This is a genomic window from Bacillus cereus group sp. Bc010 (genome assembly GCF_027716745.1).
Taxonomy (GTDB): Bacteria; Bacillota; Bacilli; order Bacillales; family Bacillaceae_G; genus Bacillus_A; species Bacillus_A pacificus.
This window is the reverse complement of the sequence record NZ_JAQFUY010000001.1, coordinates 413,785-436,354: the sequence shown is the minus strand read 5'-3', so window position 1 is coordinate 436,354 and position 22,570 is coordinate 413,785. Positions and strand designations below refer to the sequence as shown.

Here is a 22,570-nt window from a genome sequence, read left to right as displayed (position 1 = left end):
CCCAAAAGTCCTTATATTCGACTAGCAACTTGCGCGTTCTGTAAGAAATTAGACAATATATTCGAATAAATTTTTGGTTGATCACTATGCACTAAGTGACCAGCAAACGGAATAACGGCAATATAAATATTTTTGTTTAATTGTTTGAACGTTGTAGCAGCTGTAACTTCATCTTCTGAATCTCCCCCAGCAATACAAAGTGTAGGTATTTGAAGATTCGCTACTTCACCAGTTTCATCGTAAGGGTACCAATCTTTAACTTGCCACGATTCAAGCAATGCTTTCCAATCACTTTTTTCATGAATTTGATTCATATAAGTTACAACTTCTTCATTTTCCATCAATTGCTGATGACACTTCGCTTCATACTCCAACGACTCTTCCCAATTATCCCTCTTAACCGGAAATATACCTGAAAAAGTTAATGTTCTCACTTTCTCTGGATACTTTTTTGCAAATAATAAAGCGACTAATCCTCCTAGTGAAACACCAGCGATATGACATCTATCAATTTGTAAATGCTCTAACGTATCATATAAATCCTTTACAGAACGTAGGAAATAATTCTCCAATGTCCCCCCTGATTTTCCATGTCCTCTTAAATCAGGGCGAATGACTTGATAATTTTGTTCTCCAAAAAGTGCTGCCTGCTCTTCATATTCTACTAAACCTGTCATACCTCCAGAGTGTAAAAGTACAATTGGTTCTCCTTCACCTGAAATGTGTGCATGTAATATCATATATTCCCCTCTCATAAAACAGAATATTCCATCTATTATTAGTATATAGAATATACATCTAAATTTCCAAATAAAAAAGAACTATAACATTTTCACATCATGTCATAGTTCTTCCTATTTTAAAAACATAAAGTAATTAATTAATTTGTCTATTTCTTGACTTAATGCCAATACTTTTTCATGTTGAATTCCGTAATCTGATACTAAATATAAAAGTTCTTCTTTCTTTATTTCAATTACTTTTTCCAATTTCACTAATTCCATGTCGTTTTACTTCTCTCTCCAATACTAAAATATATGTATTTTAGTATAGCCTATTTACATAATTAGTAAAAGTAAAATACTCATGTAAAATCTTACATATTTTAAAATAATATACTAACAACAAATAAATTTATATTTTTGTACCTTAATACAGACCATTAGGCTTCATTACGTATTCATAACAAATCGGAATTTCTCTAAAGTTATATCTTTATATTTTGGAGCCCTCTTAATATGATCAAAGTAACTATATGAGAATTTAAAGACATGTCCAAAATCCCAATCAAATGTACTGTAGTCTTTTAGCCAAAACTGATTTTCTGTTGGTAAAATATGAGCACGTTTCGTTTCGATTAAAGGTAAACAATCTATCGGTGAGTGTAGAGTTATTTCACTATTTGACGTTAGATTTTGACTAGCACGTAACACGTATACTAGTTTTAATAGTGGACGTATCCCTCGATGGAATATATCTATATGCCCTAAGTCATACATAATATTAATTGCATGAGAAAATGTAAGTAAATGACCAATTAAATCATGATGAGATTCCGCTCTATAAATAATATTAAATTGCGATAGCTCCTTTAAAATAAACTTTGATAGTTGTTTCGGATTTTTCAATTCACTTTCTATCTCATCTTTTATACTTAATTGTTTTACTTCCTTCGTCGTAAAACCAATCCACGATCTACCTGGAATTGTTTTTCGAAACGATAATATAAGGTTCGTAATCCCTTCAATTGCTTGATTATCGCCCCATTTTTGTAACTCTTTCATAGCTAATAAACTTAATGCAGCATAAATGACATTATGTCCGACCCAATGAAGTTCATCAATTGTATGCTCTAATGATCTTATAATCATTTTTTCAGCACTTTGAAAATCAATTTCTTCTTTATGATCGATGATTTCACCTAAGTTTTGCTTGCTTAGCATCATTTTAGTTTGAGAAAACATACTTCGAGCTATCTCTTCTTCCATATTGATATCTTTCATGAAAAAGTAACTAGCAATTGCAGCTGCTCCGAAATGTGCATGCCAAATATCATTTGTTTCTTTTTTACATTGAGAAATAATTGACAAGCCACCTTTTAAAACAGTTTTATTTTCCATCTTTCTATCCCCCGTAAAAAACCACTTTTTACTCATCCTAAAGATGGCGTCAATACAAATAAAATATGATTGGATTCATCACTCTTATTCAAAAAACGATGTTTCACATTTGGCGGGATACGTACAACATCTCCTTCTTCTAAGAAGTACTCTTTGCCTTCTAACTCCACATAAACTTCTCCTTTCATAACAACAGCAATTTCTTCTTTATCTTCATGTGAATAGTGATTTTCCGTTGTATTTGCTTGTTTATTTAGGTCCATCATTAACATTTCAATACGCGCTTTCATAAAATCTGGTGTTAATACATCGTAAACTATGTGATCGCTATTTTCTCGATATACTTTCTTTCTATCTTTCTTCTTAGAAATGAGCGAATCTGTATCAATCTCATTAATAAACAGTGTAAATAGCGGTACATTTAATGCTTTCGCTATTAATTCCAATACACTTAACGAGGGATTCGCATGTCCTCGTTCAATTTGGCTAATTAATGAAGTACTAATCCCTGCATAATCCGCAAATTCGCGAATAGTCATTTTATTTTTCTTACGATAACTTAATACAGTTTGTCCAAGTCTATCATGTATCATAGTAAATCCTTCCTTCGTCCATCATAATATATATTTCATCGCTTTTGTGCTGACTTACTAAACAAAGGCAAATAATCCTTTTCTATCGTCTCCGAGACTTATATACTTACCTTTGTACATTTTATCGTATTTAGTTCATTATAATAGACAATCTATCGGAGGGACAAACTTTGAAATCACCTATTCTTTCATATTGCATCTTATTTTTCGGTGTATTCGCCTTATCAACTTCAGCGATTTTTGTAAAATTGGCAGATGCTCCTGCGACAATCATTGCTTTTTACCGATTATTCTTTGCCACACTAATTCTGTTACCGTTATTACTATTTAGTAAAAATAGTCGAAATGAGCTAAAAACTTTAACGAAAAAACAATGGACATTCGGATTCATTTCTGGGCTATTTTTAGCTGTACATTATGTACTATGGTTTGAATCGTTACAATATACTTCTGTAGCAAGCTCTACTGTTATCGTAACGTTACAACCTTTATTCTCAATGATTGGTGGTTATTTTTTATTCAAGGAGAAGTTTGCGAGAGGCGCGGTTATCGGTTGTCTCATTGCTATTTCAGGAAGTATCATCATTGGCTGGCAAGATTTCCAAATGAGCGGGGAAGCCTTATACGGAGATATTTTAGCATTTATTGCGGCAGGAATTATTACTGCTTATTTTTTCATTAGCCAACATGTTCGTAAAGATTTGTCACTTATACCGTATTCGCTCATTAGTTATGGAAGTAGCGCCTGTTTTCTTGGTATATTTTCTTATATGAAACACGAATCTTTTATCCATTACTCTACACAAACTTGGCTATGCTTTATTGGTTTGGCGTTTATTGCTACGATTTTAGGGCAAACGATTTTTAATTGGTTATTAAAATGGATGAGTGCTACTGTAATCTCCATGAGCATTTTAGGAGAAACAATTGGGACTTGTATACTAGCGTACTTTATATTAAATGAGACTATTTCTTTACAACAAGGACTAGGCATTACAGTTATTTTTATTGGTCTTGCATTATTTTTATTACAACCAAATTCTAATAAAAAAGCATGACATTATACTGTCATGCTTTCACTATCCATTATGTACGATTAAACCGTCAGGTCTAAAACGACTCATCATAATTTCATTAATAAACTTTCCGTGAGCCTTCAAATTTCCTATCTTTACTCCCTCTTCTACAAATCCTAATTTTTCATATAGAGATTTCGCTTTCGGATTCGTTTCTAAAACACCTAGTTCTACTCTCTCTAACATTAACCAATTATCCGCTAAATCAATCATTTTTGTAAGAAGAGCTTTTCCAATGCCTTTATTATGATATTCACTATCTACCCCTATAAACAAATCACCCGAATGAGATCTACGTCCAGGGCTTTGGGTTAACCCAACAAATCCTACAACTTCCCCATTATATTCTGCAACAAATTCAAATTGATTTGAAGCTAAATTTCGAATTCTATTTTCCATCGCATCTACACGCATGCTAGGTAAGAAAACCATATAAGGTAAAACGTCATCTTGTATGCATATACGGTGAATCGCTCTAGCATCTTGTATTTCTACCGCTCTTACTATGATCGCCATATTTCCCCTCCTCCATATTTACAATAATACATTCTATCCTCCTGTATGAAACCCCTTCTCTTCTGGATTTCTTTATGTTATTTTTACATAATTATTCCGGAATAATATTAGATTTACAAACTCCTTATCTACATTCATTAACTTTTTACTTTATTATATAACGCAAGCAGTTTTTCAATTGGAATACCATTTATTTTCATACCGGTTATATCACAATTTTCTATTTCAATATTTTTCAAATTACTATTATGTATTACAGTACCTTCCAAATCACAACTATCGAATAAAATAGATTCCTTCTCATCTCTAAGACTTGTATTTTTGAATTGCACTCCACCTAATGTCACAAAATTAAATTTACTACCGGAAAGATTTAAATCTGCAAATAAAGATCTTTTAAAGTTTATATTTCTAAACTTAGATTTACTTACATTACAATTACTCATATTCATATGCATTATATTACTACCAACAAATGCACTATTTTTTAAATTTACTTGATAATACTCTGTATTTTCCAAGTTACAGTTTTCGTATTGGCTATTTTTCATGTCTTTATTTTTAAATACAATTTCTTTGTTTGAGCTCGTCCCTATTCTTTTCACGTAACAATACTCATCTTCTGATTCAAAAATTGTTTGGTAGCCCATCTTTTTATAAAAATGGTGATTATTAATTTGTCTACTCGATGTTTCAAGATCCCAAATCCTTATGCTTGGATATTCCTCTTCTATTAATTTAATAACATTCGATCCAATTCCTTTCCCTTGATAAACAGGCTCTACAAAAATACGATCAATCCGGCCATATGACTTACCTGAGATCGTAACTATAATTCCCCCGATTATTTTTCCATCCATTATTACTTTATAAGAATCCAATTCTTCGATTGAATATCTCATCATTTCTACTGAAGAATACCCTGGTGGTTGGATGTTATAGTCAATAACATCACCTTGACCACAAAACCATCGTTTTGCTTCTTCATCAAATGTTCTTGTCATTATTTCTGTTAACTTTTCTGCATCTAAAATTGTAGCTTTTTCTATAGATATTATTGTCATTTTTGTTTTCTCCTTTATTATTACAAGATAATATTTTTTTGTAAACAATACAGTTATAAAATAAAGAAAATTAAAATTAATCACTCTACTTATTATTAAACTACAAATTAACCTATATTTTCCACTGTTCTTTAGATAAATAAAAAAGAGACCATGCAATATAAACATGATCTCTTCTATTATTTATTTTCACTTGTATATAATTAAAAATTAGTTTTTATTTCAGCCACTCCTCGTTGCAACTATTACTTAACGCCTGTAAATCCTCTATAAATCGACTTGCATGATATCCATCACAAACCGAATGATGAACTTGCAATGAAACTGGTAGCATAACCTTATTTTTTTCATTAAAATATTTCCCACAAGTTATAATAGGTAATAGATAATCAGCATCATTATTAATATTAAATCCAGTAAAACTAGTCCAAGGTATGCTAGAAATCGGAAATACATTAGGCGGAATATTTTCTTTCGTGAAAAGACCATGAACATTAGCATAACATCTCATATCGTCTTCATAATTTTTATAGAAAGTGCGGAAATCACTTGAATAATCCGTACATATACTTGAAAAAGACTTATCATCTTTATGAAAGATTGTATAACTCGGTATCATTTCCTCCCAATAGCCCAAAACTCCTTCTTCATTAAAACATGTTCGAAATTCTTTTATGTTTATTTATTATTCTCGAAATTATATAAATAAAAGTCGGATAAAATTTAATTCCCTTTTGATGTACTTTCTCTATCAGAAGCGTAATATCAACATTCACTGTCATACTAAACGTACATTTTAATTCTAAATAATGTTCAAAATACTGCTCTCTATTCCAATTTTCTCTATCAATTACGTGAAACGTCATTTTAATAGCCTCCTAAAATTTTCTTTTTATTTTAGAAGGCTAATTTCCTTGCTTTCACCATAATTGTTCACTCCTAACAGTTTACATTTCACCCTAATTGTTTATTTAATTATATTACATCTATAAGAATCCATTCACATATTTCTGGAAAGCCATCCACATACTATAAATAAATCAAATGAAATTTGGAGGATTCATACATGAATAACAAAAATGTAAATAAAAAAGAAAATGTTATCGAAAACGCTACACCTATTCAAAATAATAATACTGCAAATCTTACTATCGAAGAACAAGCAATGAACGGCTTATATGGAATGCCAGAAACCGATATTGAAGATGCTGATCATACTGCATCTGACGATTTAACTTCAAAAAATGAATTACATTGAAAAAAGCCAAGGAAAATATCCTTGGCTTTTCCAACTAGGCATCCACTTTTTGTATCTCTTCATTCTTTCTTAAAAGTTTCCCTGGCCAAAAAGCAAAGCGACCTAAAACGACTGTGATTGCCGGTACAAGTAGTGGTCTTACAATGAACGTATCTAGTAATACACCAATTGCTGTTACGATACCAAATTGAACAAGCACTTGAATTGGAAGTGTTCCTAACACAGCAAAAGTTCCAGCTAAAATTAAACCTGCTGATGTAATGACACTACCTGTTTGTATAACGCCATTTTTTACTGCATCCAAATGATTTTGTGTCTTTCTGTTTTTCCATATTTCTGAAACCATAAAGATATTATAATCTTCACCTAAAGCAACTAAAAATACGAATGCGTATAACGGTATCGCACCTTGAATGGCCGGCGCTCCCATACCATAATGAAGTAATAGCCACCCTGCTCCTAATGCAGAGAAAAATGATAATACAACAGTTACAATTAAATAAATCATTGCAACAATTGATCGTAAGTAAACAAGTAATAATAAAGCTATAATACTAATCATTACTGGAATAATAACTGCTTCATCACGTTCCGTAATTTGCTTAGTATCATATAATGAAGCTGTTTCTCCGCCAATCCATAGTTGATCTTCTGCATTACTAATCCCAGCATCTTTTAATACTTTTTCTACACTGTTTTTCAATTTAGGGATTTGATCTAACGCTTCAATGGAGTATGGATTTTCAGCTAAAGAAACCTCATACATTTGTATTTGCTTATTTTCTTTCCCCTCTTTTGGATCTTTCACTGTTTTTACGAAAGAAAACTTCTCGAGTTCTTGTTTAATAGGAAGATCTTTTCCTTTCGTATCAACAACAACTTTTACTGGCGCTAGTTCACCAGCTGAAAAATGATCACTAATTAACGTAAATCCTTCGCGTGAAGGCATATCCTTTGGAAACGATTCTAATAGGTCATATGTGTATTGAATACGTGGTACAAATGAAGCCAATCCACCTAATACAAATACAGTGAGCATAATTATTGTCCACGGTCTTCGTACTACTACATCTCCAAGTTTTTTACTAAAGGCGCCTTTTGATTTTTTTACTTTTACTACTTTCTTTTTCCTTCTTGCTAATTCCTCATCCATCGAAGTTGTTCTCGGTATAAATGGGAAGAATGCAGCTCTACCGAAAATTAATAATAACGCTGGTAAAATTGTTAAAGCAGCGATTCCCATAATGAATACAGCAACACTAAATGGTACTGCAAATCGATGAAAGGCACCATACTGAGCAAGTAATAATGTTCCTAATCCAAGTACAACAGTTAACGCACTCATTATTATTGCCCCGCCAGAAGCTTTAATTGCAAGTTGCAATGCCTTATATTTACTTTCTTCTTCTAGCAAGTATTCTCGATATCTCGAAATTAAAAATAGACAATAATCCGTCCCAGCACCAAACAATAACACTGTCATGATTGATATCGCTTGGGCATCGACTTTAATCCATCCGTGATCAGCTAAAAAACCGAGTGTAGGACTAATAATACCGTATGCAAAGCCAACAACAAGTAAAGGTAAAATTGCTAAAATTGGTGAACGGTATAGCAAAATTAATAGGACTAATACGAGTAATACAGTAGCAACTAATAATTTTACATCTGCTTGACTAAATAAACTAACTGCATCTGTTTGAATACCTACTGGTCCAGATAATCGAACATGTAATCCAGAATCACTTATTTTTTGTTTAAATGGATCTTCATCGACCCTACTATTCACTAGCTTTCTTAAATCTTCAAGATTTCCTTTTAATATATCTGTTCCAGCCGACTTGTTGAAGAATACTGGTGTAACAAATGATGTACCATCTTTTGATGCACTTTTTGATAATACTTGTTCCGGGATTGTATCAAATGGTGGTAATGTTGATTGCTCCTTTAAAGGACTAGCTTTTAACTCTTTATAAACGTCTTGTATGAGTTTATAATCCTGCGACTGTAATCCACCATCCCTATACCATACTACTAACAAAGGATTCCCCGCATTATTCGGAAACTCTTTTTTCAAAAGTGCTTCCGCTTGCTGCGACATAGCTGTTTCGGGTAAATTTTTCGGGTTCGGTTCTTTCGTACTATTTACTTGTGGTAACGTAAATGAAAGTAATAATGTAATAAGAATCCATACCGATAAAGTGATCCATTGCGTATTTTTCCCTGCTACAAGCCTCCCTAACATATGTAACGGGTGCTTTTTCATAAAAAACCCACCTTCCTTTTTTCCTCCACTATTAATTATATATACTGGTTGGTTAATTAATCAAGAATGAATAAAAATTATGTTATAATTATCTCAATCATACATGTCAGGAGCGAATAGATTTGGAACAAAAACAACGTCCTCTCGGAAGGCCTCGTCAAAATAAAAATACAAAATCTACAAAAGAAACCATTTTAGAAGTGGCAACTCGGTTATTTCTTACTCAAAATTATCAAGTCGTTTCCATGGATGAAGTCGCAAAAGTTTGTGGTGTTACGAAAGCAACCGTCTACTATTACTATTCAACAAAAGCAGATTTATTTACCGCTACCATGATTCAAATGATGGTACGTATACGCGAGAATATGTCTCAAATCCTTTCTACAAATAAGACTTTAAAAGAAAGATTATTGGACTTCGCTAAAGTATACTTACACGCAACGATGGATATTGATATGAAGAATTTTATGAAAGATGCAAAACTATCTTTATCTGAAGAACAATTAAAACAATTAAAACATGCTGAAGACAACATGTATGAAGTATTAGAAAAAGCACTCGATAATGCAATGCAACTTGGAGAAATACCGAAAAGAAATGCTAAATTCACTGCTCATGCATTCGTATCTTTATTATCAATTGGAAATTTTAAAGATGAAAATGACAATCCTATTATTGTAAATATAGATGAATTAGCAGAAGAAATCGTTTCGTTTTATTGGAACGGTCTAGTTCACTAATATTAAACTGCTTTCCTTTAATAAAAGGGCATGTTTGAATTTTTTCAAACATGCTTTTTTATCATTTAAGTGTTTTATTTATATGTCAACAATTAGACTACACTTTAGCATCTATTATCAAACAAATATTATCTTCAACTTTTACAAATTTTTAAGTTGAATCTTTATATTCTCCTTTCTAATACCGCTATCGTTTAATATGTTTTGTCATCCCAATCGAGAATGCCTCAAATCCTATAGATTCATAGTAAGATTGTAACGATTCTACACAGATAAGTTGAGGAATAACTTTTCTTTGTTCACACCGCTGGATTAACCGCCCTACCATTTTAGATTGATACTCTGGCAACACGCAAACACCACAAATAACGCCTGTTATTACACCATCTGATATAATACGCCCCATTCCTACTAACTTTTTATCATCAAATACATAAATTGCATACCAACTTTGTTTACACATTTGTTCTAATTCATTCACTGTTAATTTAAGAGAATTCCATCCTAAAGATTCATATAAATCTAATAATTCAGTAAAATTTGTAGGATGTTCACTTGTATAGTGTATACTATTTTTCATGTAAACACTCCCTTATTCTATATTTTGTTAATATTCAGTAAAATTCCTCTTATGAAAATTGCGATTGGCATGAAAATAACTAGAACAAACTTCAATAAGAAAGATAGAATTCCTTCTCAACATATAGTGAAACTTTAATCAACCCTCAACAATCGGACTTTTACGGGCAGCCCCACCCCCACCTAACTTCTTTGCTTTCGCTGAATTTTGAGGGGGTTCTTACTGCCCATTAAAGCGTGATAAAATAAAAAGAAGTTATCTCACTAGAGATAACTTCTTTTATATAAGACTCTCATTATATTATTAACCAAAAATTATACAACTGCATACGATTAGCACAAACAAAACCAATAAACCATTTGAGAAATAACCCATTGAATACTACCCCTTTATTAAATTATGTAAAAGATTTTATCATAAAATGATTTACAACATAATAACTGAAAAAGACATTGGATTCATTAGTTATATGTATTTAGTAATATTTTGTTTCCGTTCATATTCTCCTCCCCTAAAAGCATCCCTTATGCTCTTTTATTTTAATTCATTTAGTTTCAAAAACAAAAATAGTAATAAAATATTTACTAAACGCATAAAGGAAGTGAAACAATGACCCAAAATGAATTATTAAATGAATACATGAATTTATTATTAAATATGTCGAGTACTTTCAAATTACTATCGGTGAAATCCTCTGAATTTACACATTTAGAGCAACACGTAGTAGAGTATATCGCCCAGCAAAAGGTGCCTGTAAATTTAAAAATGATTGCTAGTTATTTAAACATACCTAAACAGCAATTAAGCGTAACAGTACGTAACTTAGAACAAAACAGATACATTGTAAAAAAGCAAGATACGGTGGACAAAAGAGCTATATTAATCTCTCTGACAGAAAAAGCTGAAAAAGTACATTATGAGAGATGGAAACAAATATATAATAATTTCACTCACAATCTTGAAAAACTAAGTGAAGAAGATCAGCGGGATTTAACTTACGGACTATATAAAACAAATATGCTGCTATCAAAAATGTTAAATAACGACTAAATATATTGTTTATTATTAAACGGAGGATGTTTTATGATTAAAAAATTAAATTTACAATCAGTACAAGGTACGATGCTTATTCCCTTATGGGGACGGGCATACGGTAGTGAGAAAAATAAGAATATTTTAGATGATACAGAAGCAATTCGAATTATTAAAGAATTTGATTTTGACTTTTCAACAATAGAAAATACATTTGGCGAATACGGATGTATTACTTACATTACCCGTGCACGAAAAATTGACGATACGATAAAACAATTCATAACAAAACACCCTAATGCTACTATAGTAAATATCGGTTCCGGACTAGACACTACTTTTTCTAGAATTGATAATGGAACGATACATTGGTATAATCTAGATTTGCCCGATGCCATTTCCTTTCGCAAAACTTTAATTGAAGATACATCGAGGAATACTAGTATAGCTAAATCATTTTTTGATACTTCTTGGTTTGACGATATAAAATATGATCCAAATGACGGTATTCTGTTCATATCAGCAGGCGTGTTTTATTACTTTAAAGAAGAAGATTTAAAAAAGATTGTAGTTGCTATGTCAAAACGTTTTCCTGGAGGCGAGTTATACTTTGACGCTGAATCAAAATTTGCCCTAAATCTTTCAAATGCTACAGTAAAAAAATCTGGTAATAATGGCGCTCTAATGTATTTTTATATAAATAATCCAAAGACATTAGAAAAATGGTCTCCAAACATAAAAGTATTAAGCTGCTCCCCTTTCTTTAAAAATATACCTACAAATAAAGGTTGGGATGGAAGTACGCGTATAATGATACAAATTGTAAACTTAATAAAGATGTTGAAGTTTGTTCATTTGCGGTTTGAGAAGTAACATATTAATACCTTATATAGTCAACTCCCCCACTTAGTATCTCTTAACGAGCTTAATAGAGTGGGGGCTTTTCTCAGTTCAAAGTTCCTTATAACTACCAACGAATTTGTCATAGAAAGGCTCAGCTAATTTTATTTGTAACATGTTCCGCAAACTTCATCGCTTCTAACTAAAATATCTTTGCATTATGGTACACACACATACACCACTACCCCTTACTTTTTATTGTACAAAAACTAGAAGGCTTCCCTCTCTTTTCATTCCTTACATAAAAATCAGCACTACATATTTCCATTCTAAAGGGATTTTTTGATTATAGGATGTGAAATCAAAAAAGATTAATATATGATAAAATAGATATGAAAACTTTACACTTTACTTTCAACAATAAGGAGGCCTGATCATGAAGGCGAATCTAGGAACAATAAAAGAACACTTAAACAGTGAGGAAGATATTCTTTCTACTCTCTACTGCGTAATACATTTTGGTTATATGAGCAGATCTGGTATTTTAGCTGCTACAAATAAAAAATTATTGTTCTGCTCTGATGCCATGTTTGGAAAAGGGCTAAAATGGGAATTCGAATACACTGAAATAGAAGATTTCAGTCATACGGATGGAGTTGTATTAGAGATGTCTGCGATCCCCTTTATCAAAAAAATAACTATGAACCATGGAGATGATTTTATTGTATTTGACAATTTTTCAAGCCCTCAAAACGTACAATCCTTTTTTGATTTGGTTCAATCCAAACAATAATCCTATCAATGCACATATTCTTATATATATATTATATTCCTTGGCACGGTATAGCTTATAGAAACGTAAAAAGAAGGTTGCATTTGCAACCCTCTTTTTGCATGCCACAGAGTATATTAATATTATTAAATTTTTATAATCGAATAACAGGAATCATTTTACACTACTTTTACAACTTTATTCTTTAAAACAAACTTTGCAAATAAGAAACGCACAAGTGGCCCCATAATAATTAATTACAACGGATACGCCATCATAAAGTTTTTAATAAAAATTGAGAAATACATTGAAACGAATGAGTCACCATGTAGCCCATTATGTAAATACATCATAGCCATACCGAAAAATGACATAAAGAACACCATTCCAATTACCATTGCTGTCGCCATTGCAATAATAATATTTATTTTCTTCGATTTATCAAACGGTAACATGAATACAATTTTTTTCGCACAAGGTCCAACGATACACATTTCAATTAATAGTGCAATAATGAATCCGATTAATAGTTCTAATGCGATCTCCTTAATATGAATTGGCCCTCCTGATCCATTCATTAGTAAATTGTAAAACGTCATTACGATAACCATCCCAAGGCACATCATCATACCAAATTGGAGGTTTTCCTTTCTTGTTGTTGGCAAAATTCATCATCCTTTCTCTTTGAGTCTTTGTCATTATATCGATATTGGAAACCCCTTCGTAAGTGAACATTTTGTGAACAAATTTAAAACGCTTTCACATTTTCCCTTTACTTTCATCCCAAATTCTCAATTTTACTTATAAAGGTTTTATATATTTCAATGTTGAATTACTACATTGAAACATTACTACTAGGAGGAGAACCATGAATGAACAAGGATTTTTCGTATATCATATCGTAACAAGGAAGAAAATGAAGATCGGACAGATCATTCAATTTAATAAAAATCAAACAAATACCCTATTCCACTTCTTTTTTGAAAGAGAACATTTAAATTCTAGTGGTAAAGATTCTATGCAAATTTTAAAAGAGCATTATACAAATGAAGAATTACATATAAAGAATGAAAATGCTACAGTAGTTATGAATTACATGGATCAAACAATTAGAGCCATTAGAGAAACGATTGTGGAAATGATTAGACTGCAAGAATATCCTAATTATCCGTCAAGATTGTCTTGTTTATATGCTGCTAAAAGCTATGAAGATGCTTTAAAATGGAAAGCATTATTTGATTCTTACAATCGAGAAGTTTTGCAGATTGTTAAACTACGAGTAATCGGAAATTCTTTTGAAGGTGACGGGAATCTTTTACCGAAAGAAGATGCTATTCCTTTTTCTCAAAAAATGGAACAAGCTAGAGAATATTGGAAAGGAAATGTGAATAACGAACTCCCTGAGCTACTCATTAATGGCGAAATTGAAGTAGTCGAGATTATTGATGACTTTTCATAACTTCAAATTTAATTTCAAAAAGAGTATTGCACTTACTCTCAATACTCTTTTTGTGTAATTTAATGCTATTTGATTAGATTTGTATTTTACAGATTATTCATTTCATAACCATTTACAAAAAACGTTATTGTTTCTAATTCATCTTCATTTAATTCTCTATCTATGTCTCGTTTATACGCTTCCTTTATCTTCTCTTCATCGCCTTTATGTATTTCAGTATAAGTTCCTACTGTTTTTAGTAAACGCATTTCTTGTAAAAACTCCTCCCGATTTATAGCTGTCCCATGAGAAAGGATATAGGTTTCAGCATCAAATTTTTCTAATTCATCTATTAATGCAAACGTTCTTTTCGTCGTATAGTTCCACTTTGAAGAAAAGATATCTGCATATATACAGTCTCCTAAAAATAATATCTTTTCTTCTTTCACGTAAATAACAACTGAATCATGTGCATGATCTCCGCCCACATGTTTTAACACACATGTCACCCCACCAAGGTCTAATTCAATTTGATCCTGGAACGTTAAGGTTGGAAGAATAATTTTAATATTTCTCGCTTTTTCTTCAAACTCTTTTTTAATGCAATCCGCACAAAATACAATTTCAGTACCCTCTTTCACGCGTGCATCCAACGCTTCATCTGTCCATTCATAAGATACTATTGACTGCATTTCTTTTTTCGTTTCAGCGTGCGAAATAGTTAATGCATTCTGTAATACAGATAATCCAAAAATATGATCCCAATGCCAATGCGTTAGTGCTACAAAATCAGGATTCGATACATTTTTTTCTTTTAACATTTCTAAAAATAATTGTGCATGTTCCTCTGAATTCCCTCCATCGATCATTAAAGTTTTTTCTTTTCCAACGACCATTCCTAATATAGGTCTATCTGTTTCAGAAACTGGTGTCATATACCAAAATGAGTTTCCTATTTTTTTAATTTGTTGCATTACAAAACCCTCCATTTACTACTACTCTCTTCAATTTCCACCACTTTAAATTTCTGCAATCTAACATAATAACTATTTCACTTTATTCATATACTGTTCTTGTACATGCTGCATTAAATCTCTCATCTTCTTTTCAGCAGGATGTTCTTGATTCTCTGGTACCTCTCTGCCATTTGCTGAAAATTTTTGAGAACATGCTGTACGAGTTACTTCTAAGTTTGCAACTGGAAATTCCCACGAATTTTCGCTTCTACTTCCAGTTGAAGCAAAGTGTATACAGCTCGAATCAATTTTTGTACGCTGACCTTCTTTATTTACTGTGTAATATAAATCGTTTACCGTGCCATATTTCATATTTTTTGTAGATGTCAAAGCAGTCCCGTCGGCTGCAAAAGTGACAATACTAAACTCCTCTTCCTTCGGTAACAACTTAGCACCAGGTACGTTGTACACAACAATCAAATCCCCTTCGTACTCTTCAGGAATTAAGTATATAGTATCTGTAGTTTCTTTACCAAAACTAATACATCCGCTTAATAAAAACATAAATACGATTCCGAAACAAAATATACTTTTCTTTAAAACATAGTAAATTTTTCTATCCATTTAAATATGCATCCCAATCGTAGTCTTCAATTTTATAGAATCTACCTTCATCATTTCTTTCATATGCACATAATGGTGGTTCCTCAAGAAATTTCAAAATAGTATCATCTATATTCAATATGACTCCAATTGAAATAATTTGAAAGTTTTTAGGATCATTCACATAGTCATCACTTTCATAGCCACTTAAAATTGACCAACCAGAGTCGCCTTCTTCTCTCGAATCCTCCTTAAGCATAAAGTTAAATTCTCTTCTTTCAAGTACATCATTACTAACAATTACCTTCGTATCAAAATAAAAATCCCAATCTTTTGAAGATGGGTCGTTATATTCCGTATCACATATATTTTCAATTCCAAATGAAATTTTATCACCTATTTTTAAATCTAAGCGATATGGTTCATTGCTCAGTTCCCCTACAAACTTCTTCTCATTTCTTTCAATGATTTCAACCCACATTCTTTCACCATTAAATCCATCTTCTTCCTCATTTTTAGATACAAAAATTAGCTTTACCAAATCTCCAATCTTTAATTTCTCCAACACTTCTGAGCTAGGAAGATAGAATGTATAGGGCGCTTCTTTATTTATTTCATAAACATTATCTAAGTACCAAGACATCTTTTTCTCTCCTTAAAGGCTTTTTACACTCATACTTTTAAAATAATACTATTTTTTCTTCCGGCAAACTACTACCATAGAATAGCAATCTTCCCCTAACTCATTGCCTTCCCAATCATTATATATATGTAATAATTCAAAACCATTCGCTACTAATAATCTTTCTAACTCCTGCGGGTACGTATAGCGAAGATCTATCGTTGTTTTCAGTTCTTCTACTAGTACATCGTCCTCATAAAACCTTCTTGTTGTTATGTAATGCTGTATTTGCTGAATTGAATCGTATATCATTTCAGTATATAAATCACATTTTCTTCCCTTTTCATCACTAATAGTTGTCCAATATTCTTCTGCAGATGGCTGTATTAATTCTTCTTTTGAAGGGAAACGTGTATCGAATATGAATATACCATTCTCAGCTAATACGTGATGAATAGATGTTAATAACTGATCTTGATCTGTATTCGTAAGGAAATGCTGGAATCCATTCATTTGTATATGTAGTTTTTGTGCCCATGATAGTAAAAACGGAAAATCTGATAAACTTTTATTTTCTATATCATATCGTTTTGGATTTTCATATTCCGATAGACTCCACTTTGTTTGCAAAATTTACTCCCCATTTCATATTTCCACTTAAATTTAATATATAAATTATAACGAATTATTAGTTTTTTCTCTATAATCAAACATAATTACTTGGACTAATCTAACTTTCCTTTTCGTAAGCTAAAAATAAGGTGGAAGAATCGGAGTGTGATAATATGGAACGATTATGGATTCCTATGATAGTTACATTTTTTTCATTTGGTGGCTTATTATTAGGCGGTGCTGTTGGCATTGCTACGCGCCAGCTAATTGAAGAAAAAATGCATCGTTTATATGCATTATGTGGTGGAATTTTGCTTGGTCTTTTATCCCTTGAAATTATTCCTGAAACATTTGCAAGCTATGAAATAATTGGGCCTATACTTGGTATAGCTATTGGTATTTTAGTTATGAGCTTATTAGATAACTATTGTCACCATCCAACCATACATAAAAAAGATCAACAAGCATGGCAAACTTTCCTTTTTCTTTCTTTTGCTATATTTATTCATAATTTGCCGAGTGGCTTTGCTTTAGGTACTGCTTTTATTAATCATGCTGACTCTGCCATACCTTTTTTAATAGCGATCGTCGTTCACCATATTCCTGAAGGCTTAGCATTAATCATCCCCTTTCTCTTTACAAAACATAAATATATTTCATTTTTATTAACAACTTTATTACTTTCTCTTATTCTCGGTACCGGTACGGTTTTTGGTATTTTAATGGAAGGAAAAGCGCTTCATTTACAAGGACTCATTATGGGGAGTGCTATCGGTTCCCTTGGCTATGTTACAATTCATGAAATGCTTTGGAAGGCAAAGAAACAGCTTTCTTTCCTTACATTTTTAATGTGGGCAACTAGTGGATTTTTATTAATAACAGTATTTACACTATTTACTGGCCATCATTAAAGTTAAAAATATAATCATTTGTATATTTTTCCTGTTTCTCCAAAACATAATGTTATCTACCTACTATAAGGAGGAACAATTATGTTTGGGAAAACGGCCGGTGAAGCACTAGTTGATTTGTTAATTGACTGGGGAGTAGAACACATATACGGAATGCCTGGAGATTCTATCAACTCTATTATTGAAGCTTTAAGAAAAAAACAAGATAAAATCAAATTTATTCAAGTTCGCCACGAAGAGGCTGGCGCATTAGCAGCTGCTGCTTATGCGAAATTAACAGGGAAACTTGGTGTTTGTATGGCAATTGCAGGACCTGGAGCTATTCATTTATTAAATGGTTTATATGATGCGAAACTCGATAAGGCTCCTGTGCTAGCAATTTCAGGTCAAGTAGAAACTGATTTACTCGGAACGGATTTTTTCCAAGAAGTAAACTTGGAAAGAATGTTCGATGATGTCGCGGTTTATAATCAGCGCATTATGTCAGCAGAACAACTACCAGCTGTCGTGAATCAAGCAATTCGAATGGCTTATACGAAAAAAGGTGTATCTGTTCTTACGATTCCAGATGATGTTCCAAAATTTGAAGTAAAAAATGGTGCTCGTGTTACAAACACTTCTTTTACTTTACCTGAATTATTTCCGCAAAAAGAAGATTTAGATGCAGCGAAACTCGCAATAAATGAAGCGAAAAAGCCTGTGATTTTAGCTGGAAAAGGTACGAAACATGCGAGAGAATCTTTACTTGCATTGGCAGAACATATTGGTGCTCCAATCGTACTTACATTGCCAGCTAAAGGAATTATTCCTGATGAACACCCTCTTTGTATTGGTGGATTAGGATTAATTGGCACGAAACCTTCTTATGAAGCAATGAAACATGCAGATACTTTAATTATGGTTGGTACTTCCTATCCGTTCACTGGTTTCTTACCTGAAAAAGCAAAAACACTCCATATCGATACCGATCCAGCCCAAATCGGAAAACGGTATGTAACAGATATCGGCTTAGCTGGTGATGCTGATAAAACATTAAAATGGTTACTTGAAAATGTAGAAAAACATGAGGACCATTCCTTCTTAGAGCATCATCAAGAAATGATGAAAAAGTGGGAAGAAAAATTACACAATCAAGAAGACGATTCTTCTACTCCTATTAAGCCACAACGCGTTATGCATGCACTGCAACACGTAGCTCAAGATGACGCAATATTATCAGTCGATGTCGGAAATGTAACAGTATGGACAGCAAGGCACTTCCGTATGACAAATCAACAATTTATCATTTCTAGCTGGCTTGCAACTCTTGGCTGCGGTTTACCTGGTGCACTCGCTGGAAAAATTGCTTTCCCGGATAAACAAGTATTTGCGGTTTGTGGAGACGGTGGTTTTGGAATGACAATGAACGATTTCGTAACAGCTGTTAAATATAAACTACCAATCGTTGTCGTCGTTTTAAACAATAATAAAATCGCCATGATCAAATTCGAACAAGAAGTTATGGGGAATATCGAATTTGGTACAGACTTAACAAACCCTGATTTTGCAAAATACGCAGAGGCGTGCGGAGGTATTGGATACCGCGTTGAAAATTTAGATGAACTACTTCCTGCTTTCGAAAGTGCGGTAAAACAAAGTAGACCATGTATTATCGATGTAGTTGTAGATGCTAATGAAGCACCAATGCCAGCAAAAATCACATTTGGTCAAGCAGCTGGTTATACGAAGCATATGATAAAAGAATTATTTGAAGAAGGTAAGATTGATTTACCTCCACTATAAACAAAAAAGATAGCTGAAAACGATTTGTCTTCAGCTATCTTTTTTATTTTTGTATATCTCTATAGAAAGAAAAATCATTCACAGTAGATTGTACTTGTTTCTCTTCCTTTACTTCTTTATCCTTACTCCTAGGCAGATTATACATAAAATTGCAGCTACTAGTTGTAAACAAGTAATCCCACACCACTTAACCATTCTCATCAACATAACGATTTCCCCTTACCGTTCGATAGAATATTCAGAAACAAAAACTAAATATATCACATCTCTTCAGCTACAGCATGTACTCGCTTTTGCCCACTAGGTAGAATAGCTTGATATAAACATGTAACAAATAATAATAAACCAAATAAAATAATATACAATGTATCTGCACGAATCCATTTTGGGAATAACATTGCTATCGCACCGAGAGATAAAAGCTGGAATCCTGTCGTTAATGGACTAAGTAAGCTTTGTACACGCCCCATGAATGACTCTTCTACAATTTCATACATCCAGCCCATGATTGCAACATTAATAAACGGTAAAAAGAATGTCGCAAAAGCGATACATACGTAAAAAGACCATACGTGGTTTACAAAGTAACACATACCGAAAAAGACCCCTGAGCCCGCCATACCAAATACAATAATAGGTTTGGGTGCATATTTCTTACCTACACTTGTTGCTACTATACTTCCAATTAGTAATGAAATCCCTCCAACTGCACCGCCCACCATCGCTAAACTTTCATAAGTTGCTGGTGCCAATTTGTATTTTAATATGTAAGTAGTAGATACGCTTAAAATACCATTTAATAGTCCAAACACGATAAATCCTAAAAGTAATTTTTTTAAAGTTTCATTTCGATATATATACTTGATCCCTCCTTGAAACTCTGTTATTAACATCTTCAAATTAACTTCTTTCCATTTTGTTCTCCCATTTGGTAAACGAACTTTTTCTGGAATGGAGATCGTTTGAATTAAAATACCACTCATAATAAAAGTGAGCGTATTTACTAAAATGCTCCCGTAAATTCCAAAAGTCCAGTACACCATCGTTGCAATTCCTACACCAAACAAAGCATACAAACTATTTACCATTTGATTCACACCTGCTGCTGCACCGTATTGGTCTGATTCAACTACACCCTGTATCATCGACTGTTCTGATGGAGAGAAAAATTGTATACATGCATTTTCCAAAAATAAAAATATGAAGACAAGTATAATCATCCCGTAATAAAGCGAAATTAGAATTCCAATATTACAGAACGAACAGCATATGTTACTTACCGTACAAATACGCTGTCTATCAAAACGATCCACTACTGTCCCTACTAATAGAAAAAAGATTAATGCAGGTAATGCCATCATAATTTGTGTCATCGTTGCGTAAACTGGTTGTTTTCCATATTGATCTAGCAAATAAAACATTAAAGAAACTCCAGCAATCATAGAACCGAGTCGCTCTAAAATATTCGCTAGAAAAAAACGCGCATACACTTTGTTGCGAAATAACTGTAACATTTCTTTCATACTTCGTATCCTTTCTCTCGACAAAATAGTATTATTTTAGTCATTTCTCAGAAGTTATATTATATTTTTCGACTATTATCCAATCTTTTCCTTCTATATAGAGAACATTATAAAAAGACTCTTGTTTTTTTATAGAAGAGTCTTTTTTATTTAACTTCGCTTTTTTTAATTCTCTATAGTTCGGATACACTTTATTTATTTTACAAATGTATCGGACATCCACTCATAAAACTTTTCCTTCTCTTCAAATTGCGGATAATGCGCGGATTTTTCAAAAGTAATAAATTCTTTTTTCTCTGCTTCAATTGTATTAAAATATGTTTTTGCTGCATGAGATGAAGTGTTATAGTCATATTTCCCCATAAGGAAATAAAACGGTAGCTTCAGTTTCGTCACCTTAGTAGGCAATGGATTCTTTAAATCCTTTTCTAATAAGATTGTTTGAGATTTTGATAATCCAACGTTATAACGAATTACGTCAAACAAGTTATATTCATTACTGAGTAACATTCCGATGTTATCACCATCTGGGTTTTCAATGAGTCTTGATGTTCCACCATATTTCGCAACATAATTTCGCGGAGTGTATGTATCGCCATTTTTAATTTTTTCAGTCAATCCATTAAAATAGGAAACTTCATCTGTATTCCCAGCATTTTGTGCCTGTTCAATTACATAGTTTAAACTATCCATTTCACTTTCTACTGTATCACTCATCTGCCCTATCCCAACATACGCTTCGTATTTTTCAGGTGCTTTATTAGCAGCTTGCATTCCGATATATGTACCGTAAGAATGACCAATTAATATTACCTTTTCTTTTCCCATACGTTTTGAAATATATTCTGTCATAGCTAATAAATCCTCTACAAGAAGATCTGATGTAAGATTTGAATAGTCCTCAAAGAAATGATACGATTTCCCGCTTCCTCTTTGATCATAATTAACTACGGTGAATTTCTCTTCCAATAATTTTTGATACTTTTGAGCATATGGTATTTCTGAAGTACCTGGTCCACCATGTACAAAAATAATTACCGGATTGTTCTTATCTTTGCCGCGTATCATAATTTCATGACCACTTCCATTTATCTCTACTTGCTCTAATGTACTTATACTATTTTCCCTATTTATTTGCGAGGTCCATGTAGGAAATACTAGCGCTACCATTAGTGTTAGTGTAGTTATGACTCCAATAAATGTTATTAATTTTTTTATCTTCTTCATAAGACGCATCCTTTCTTATAAATTTGTAAAAATAACAAT

23 protein-coding genes and 4 pseudogenes are annotated in these 22,570 nt (G+C 32.4%); 9 read left to right on the top strand and 18 right to left on the bottom strand.

Going from position 1 to position 22,570, the window contains the following annotated elements; translation table 11 throughout:
* Window positions 1-11: 11 nt before the first annotated feature.
* The 4 genes from PDQ68_RS02210 to PDQ68_RS02195 all read right to left on the bottom strand — a co-directional run bounded on the left by PDQ68_RS02210 (window position 12) and on the right by PDQ68_RS02195 (window position 2,713).
* Complete coding sequence (locus PDQ68_RS02210) at window positions 12-740, bottom strand: alpha/beta fold hydrolase (protein WP_061182368.1); 729 nt, start codon at window positions 738-740, stop codon at window positions 12-14.
* Window positions 741-854: 114 nt separating this feature from the next.
* Entirely contained in the window at window positions 855-1,004 is a 150-nt protein-coding gene (locus tag PDQ68_RS02205) for an aspartyl-phosphate phosphatase Spo0E family protein (RefSeq protein WP_000424361.1), read from the bottom strand.
* Window positions 1,005-1,172: 168 nt separating this feature from the next.
* A complete protein-coding gene (locus tag PDQ68_RS02200; RefSeq protein WP_061182456.1) occupies window positions 1,173-2,120 on the bottom strand; it encodes a hypothetical protein in 948 nt (315 codons plus the stop codon).
* Window positions 2,121-2,152: 32 nt separating this feature from the next.
* A complete protein-coding gene (locus PDQ68_RS02195; protein ID WP_000581024.1) occupies window positions 2,153-2,713 on the bottom strand; it encodes a helix-turn-helix domain-containing protein in 561 nt (186 codons plus the stop codon).
* Between the two features lie 170 nt (window positions 2,714-2,883).
* Between PDQ68_RS02195 and PDQ68_RS02190 the strand changes: the two genes are divergently transcribed.
* The gene (locus PDQ68_RS02190; protein WP_061182457.1) at window positions 2,884-3,771 is read left to right on the top strand and encodes a DMT family transporter; all 888 of its coding nucleotides are present in this window, start codon (window positions 2,884-2,886) and stop codon (window positions 3,769-3,771) included.
* A 21-nt stretch (window positions 3,772-3,792) separates the two neighbouring features.
* Here PDQ68_RS02190 and PDQ68_RS02185 read toward each other — a convergent pair whose 3' ends face one another.
* From PDQ68_RS02185 to catA, 3 genes and pseudogenes are all read right to left on the bottom strand, one after another.
* Complete coding sequence (locus PDQ68_RS02185) at window positions 3,793-4,305, bottom strand: GNAT family N-acetyltransferase (RefSeq protein WP_061182458.1); 513 nt, start codon at window positions 4,303-4,305, stop codon at window positions 3,793-3,795.
* 137 nt (window positions 4,306-4,442) lie between these two features.
* A complete protein-coding gene (locus PDQ68_RS02180; RefSeq protein ID WP_073530884.1) occupies window positions 4,443-5,369 on the bottom strand; it encodes a GNAT family N-acetyltransferase in 927 nt (308 codons plus the stop codon).
* Window positions 5,370-5,586: 217 nt separating this feature from the next.
* Window positions 5,587-6,235, bottom strand: a pseudogene (gene catA, locus PDQ68_RS02175) (type A chloramphenicol O-acetyltransferase).
* Between the two features lie 200 nt (window positions 6,236-6,435).
* On the opposite strand from catA, the gene PDQ68_RS02170 reads away from it, so the two are divergent.
* Window positions 6,436-6,627, top strand: coding sequence for a DUF4021 domain-containing protein (locus tag PDQ68_RS02170; protein ID WP_061182460.1), 192 nt, complete (start codon window positions 6,436-6,438; stop codon window positions 6,625-6,627).
* Window positions 6,628-6,661: 34 nt separating this feature from the next.
* Here PDQ68_RS02170 and PDQ68_RS02165 read toward each other — a convergent pair whose 3' ends face one another.
* Window positions 6,662-8,893 (bottom strand): MMPL family transporter, encoded by a 2,232-nt coding sequence (locus tag PDQ68_RS02165; protein WP_061182461.1) that lies wholly within the window; start codon window positions 8,891-8,893, stop codon window positions 6,662-6,664.
* A 116-nt stretch (window positions 8,894-9,009) separates the two neighbouring features.
* On the opposite strand from PDQ68_RS02165, the gene PDQ68_RS02160 reads away from it, so the two are divergent.
* On the top strand, window positions 9,010-9,633 hold the full coding sequence (locus PDQ68_RS02160) for a TetR/AcrR family transcriptional regulator (RefSeq protein ID WP_080444053.1): 624 nt from the start codon (window positions 9,010-9,012) through the stop codon (window positions 9,631-9,633).
* 187 nt (window positions 9,634-9,820) lie between these two features.
* Here PDQ68_RS02160 and PDQ68_RS02155 read toward each other — a convergent pair whose 3' ends face one another.
* Complete coding sequence (locus PDQ68_RS02155; RefSeq protein WP_061182463.1) at window positions 9,821-10,213, bottom strand: GNAT family N-acetyltransferase; 393 nt, start codon at window positions 10,211-10,213, stop codon at window positions 9,821-9,823.
* Window positions 10,214-10,822: 609 nt separating this feature from the next.
* Here PDQ68_RS02155 and PDQ68_RS02150 point away from each other — a divergent pair.
* The 3 genes from PDQ68_RS02150 (at window position 10,823) to PDQ68_RS02140 (ending at window position 12,878) form a co-directional block, all read left to right on the top strand.
* Window positions 10,823-11,263, top strand: a complete 441-nt coding sequence (locus tag PDQ68_RS02150; RefSeq protein ID WP_270786569.1) for a MarR family winged helix-turn-helix transcriptional regulator — start codon at window positions 10,823-10,825, stop codon at window positions 11,261-11,263.
* Between the two features lie 33 nt (window positions 11,264-11,296).
* Window positions 11,297-12,118, top strand: coding sequence for a class I SAM-dependent methyltransferase (locus PDQ68_RS02145; RefSeq protein ID WP_061182508.1), 822 nt, complete (start codon window positions 11,297-11,299; stop codon window positions 12,116-12,118).
* 403 nt (window positions 12,119-12,521) lie between these two features.
* Entirely contained in the window at window positions 12,522-12,878 is a 357-nt protein-coding gene (locus tag PDQ68_RS02140) for a PH domain-containing protein (protein WP_000646616.1), read from the top strand.
* A 158-nt stretch (window positions 12,879-13,036) separates the two neighbouring features.
* On the opposite strand, the pseudogene PDQ68_RS02135 reads toward PDQ68_RS02140, so the two are convergent.
* Window positions 13,037-13,522 (bottom strand): annotated as a pseudogene (locus PDQ68_RS02135) (DUF2798 domain-containing protein).
* A 203-nt stretch (window positions 13,523-13,725) separates the two neighbouring features.
* Between PDQ68_RS02135 and PDQ68_RS02130 the strand changes: the two are divergent.
* Window positions 13,726-14,316, top strand: a complete 591-nt coding sequence (locus tag PDQ68_RS02130; protein ID WP_001005237.1) for a DUF2441 domain-containing protein — start codon at window positions 13,726-13,728, stop codon at window positions 14,314-14,316.
* 86 nt (window positions 14,317-14,402) lie between these two features.
* Here the strand turns inward: PDQ68_RS02130 and PDQ68_RS02125 are convergent, their stop codons facing one another.
* The 4 genes from PDQ68_RS02125 to PDQ68_RS02110 form a co-directional block, all read right to left on the bottom strand.
* The gene (locus PDQ68_RS02125; protein WP_061182507.1) at window positions 14,403-15,269 is read right to left on the bottom strand and encodes an MBL fold metallo-hydrolase; all 867 of its coding nucleotides are present in this window, start codon (window positions 15,267-15,269) and stop codon (window positions 14,403-14,405) included.
* 72 nt (window positions 15,270-15,341) lie between these two features.
* Window positions 15,342-15,875, bottom strand: coding sequence for a DUF6843 domain-containing protein (locus tag PDQ68_RS02120; protein ID WP_041184529.1), 534 nt, complete (start codon window positions 15,873-15,875; stop codon window positions 15,342-15,344).
* Complete coding sequence (locus PDQ68_RS02115; RefSeq protein WP_000119251.1) at window positions 15,868-16,497, bottom strand: immunity protein Imm33 domain-containing protein; 630 nt, start codon at window positions 16,495-16,497, stop codon at window positions 15,868-15,870. Before PDQ68_RS02115 ends, PDQ68_RS02120 begins: the two co-directional genes overlap by 8 nt.
* Window positions 16,498-16,545: 48 nt before the next feature.
* The gene (locus tag PDQ68_RS02110) at window positions 16,546-17,106 is read right to left on the bottom strand and encodes a hypothetical protein (RefSeq protein WP_061182506.1); all 561 of its coding nucleotides are present in this window, start codon (window positions 17,104-17,106) and stop codon (window positions 16,546-16,548) included.
* Between the two features lie 155 nt (window positions 17,107-17,261).
* On the opposite strand from PDQ68_RS02110, the gene PDQ68_RS02105 reads away from it, so the two are divergent.
* Both PDQ68_RS02105 and PDQ68_RS02100 read left to right on the top strand, forming a co-directional pair.
* Window positions 17,262-17,999, top strand: a complete 738-nt coding sequence (locus PDQ68_RS02105) for a ZIP family metal transporter (protein WP_061182505.1) — start codon at window positions 17,262-17,264, stop codon at window positions 17,997-17,999.
* 81 nt (window positions 18,000-18,080) lie between these two features.
* Complete coding sequence (locus tag PDQ68_RS02100; protein ID WP_000467237.1) at window positions 18,081-19,781, top strand: pyruvate oxidase; 1,701 nt, start codon at window positions 18,081-18,083, stop codon at window positions 19,779-19,781.
* 43 nt (window positions 19,782-19,824) lie between these two features.
* Here the strand turns inward: PDQ68_RS02100 and PDQ68_RS28845 are convergent.
* From PDQ68_RS28845 to PDQ68_RS02085, 4 genes and pseudogenes are all read right to left on the bottom strand, one after another.
* A pseudogene (locus tag PDQ68_RS28845) lies at window positions 19,825-19,917 on the bottom strand (ABC transporter permease subunit); the annotation flags it as partial.
* Window positions 19,908-19,988, bottom strand: a pseudogene (locus PDQ68_RS02095) (ABC transporter permease); the annotation flags it as partial. The pseudogenes PDQ68_RS28845 and PDQ68_RS02095, both read right to left, overlap by 10 nt.
* A gap of 53 nt (window positions 19,989-20,041) precedes the next feature.
* Entirely contained in the window at window positions 20,042-21,304 is a 1,263-nt protein-coding gene (locus PDQ68_RS02090) for an MFS transporter (protein WP_016717451.1), read from the bottom strand.
* A gap of 195 nt (window positions 21,305-21,499) precedes the next feature.
* Window positions 21,500-22,531, bottom strand: coding sequence for an alpha/beta hydrolase (locus PDQ68_RS02085; RefSeq protein ID WP_016717450.1), 1,032 nt, complete (start codon window positions 22,529-22,531; stop codon window positions 21,500-21,502).
* Window positions 22,532-22,570: the final 39 nt, after the last annotated feature.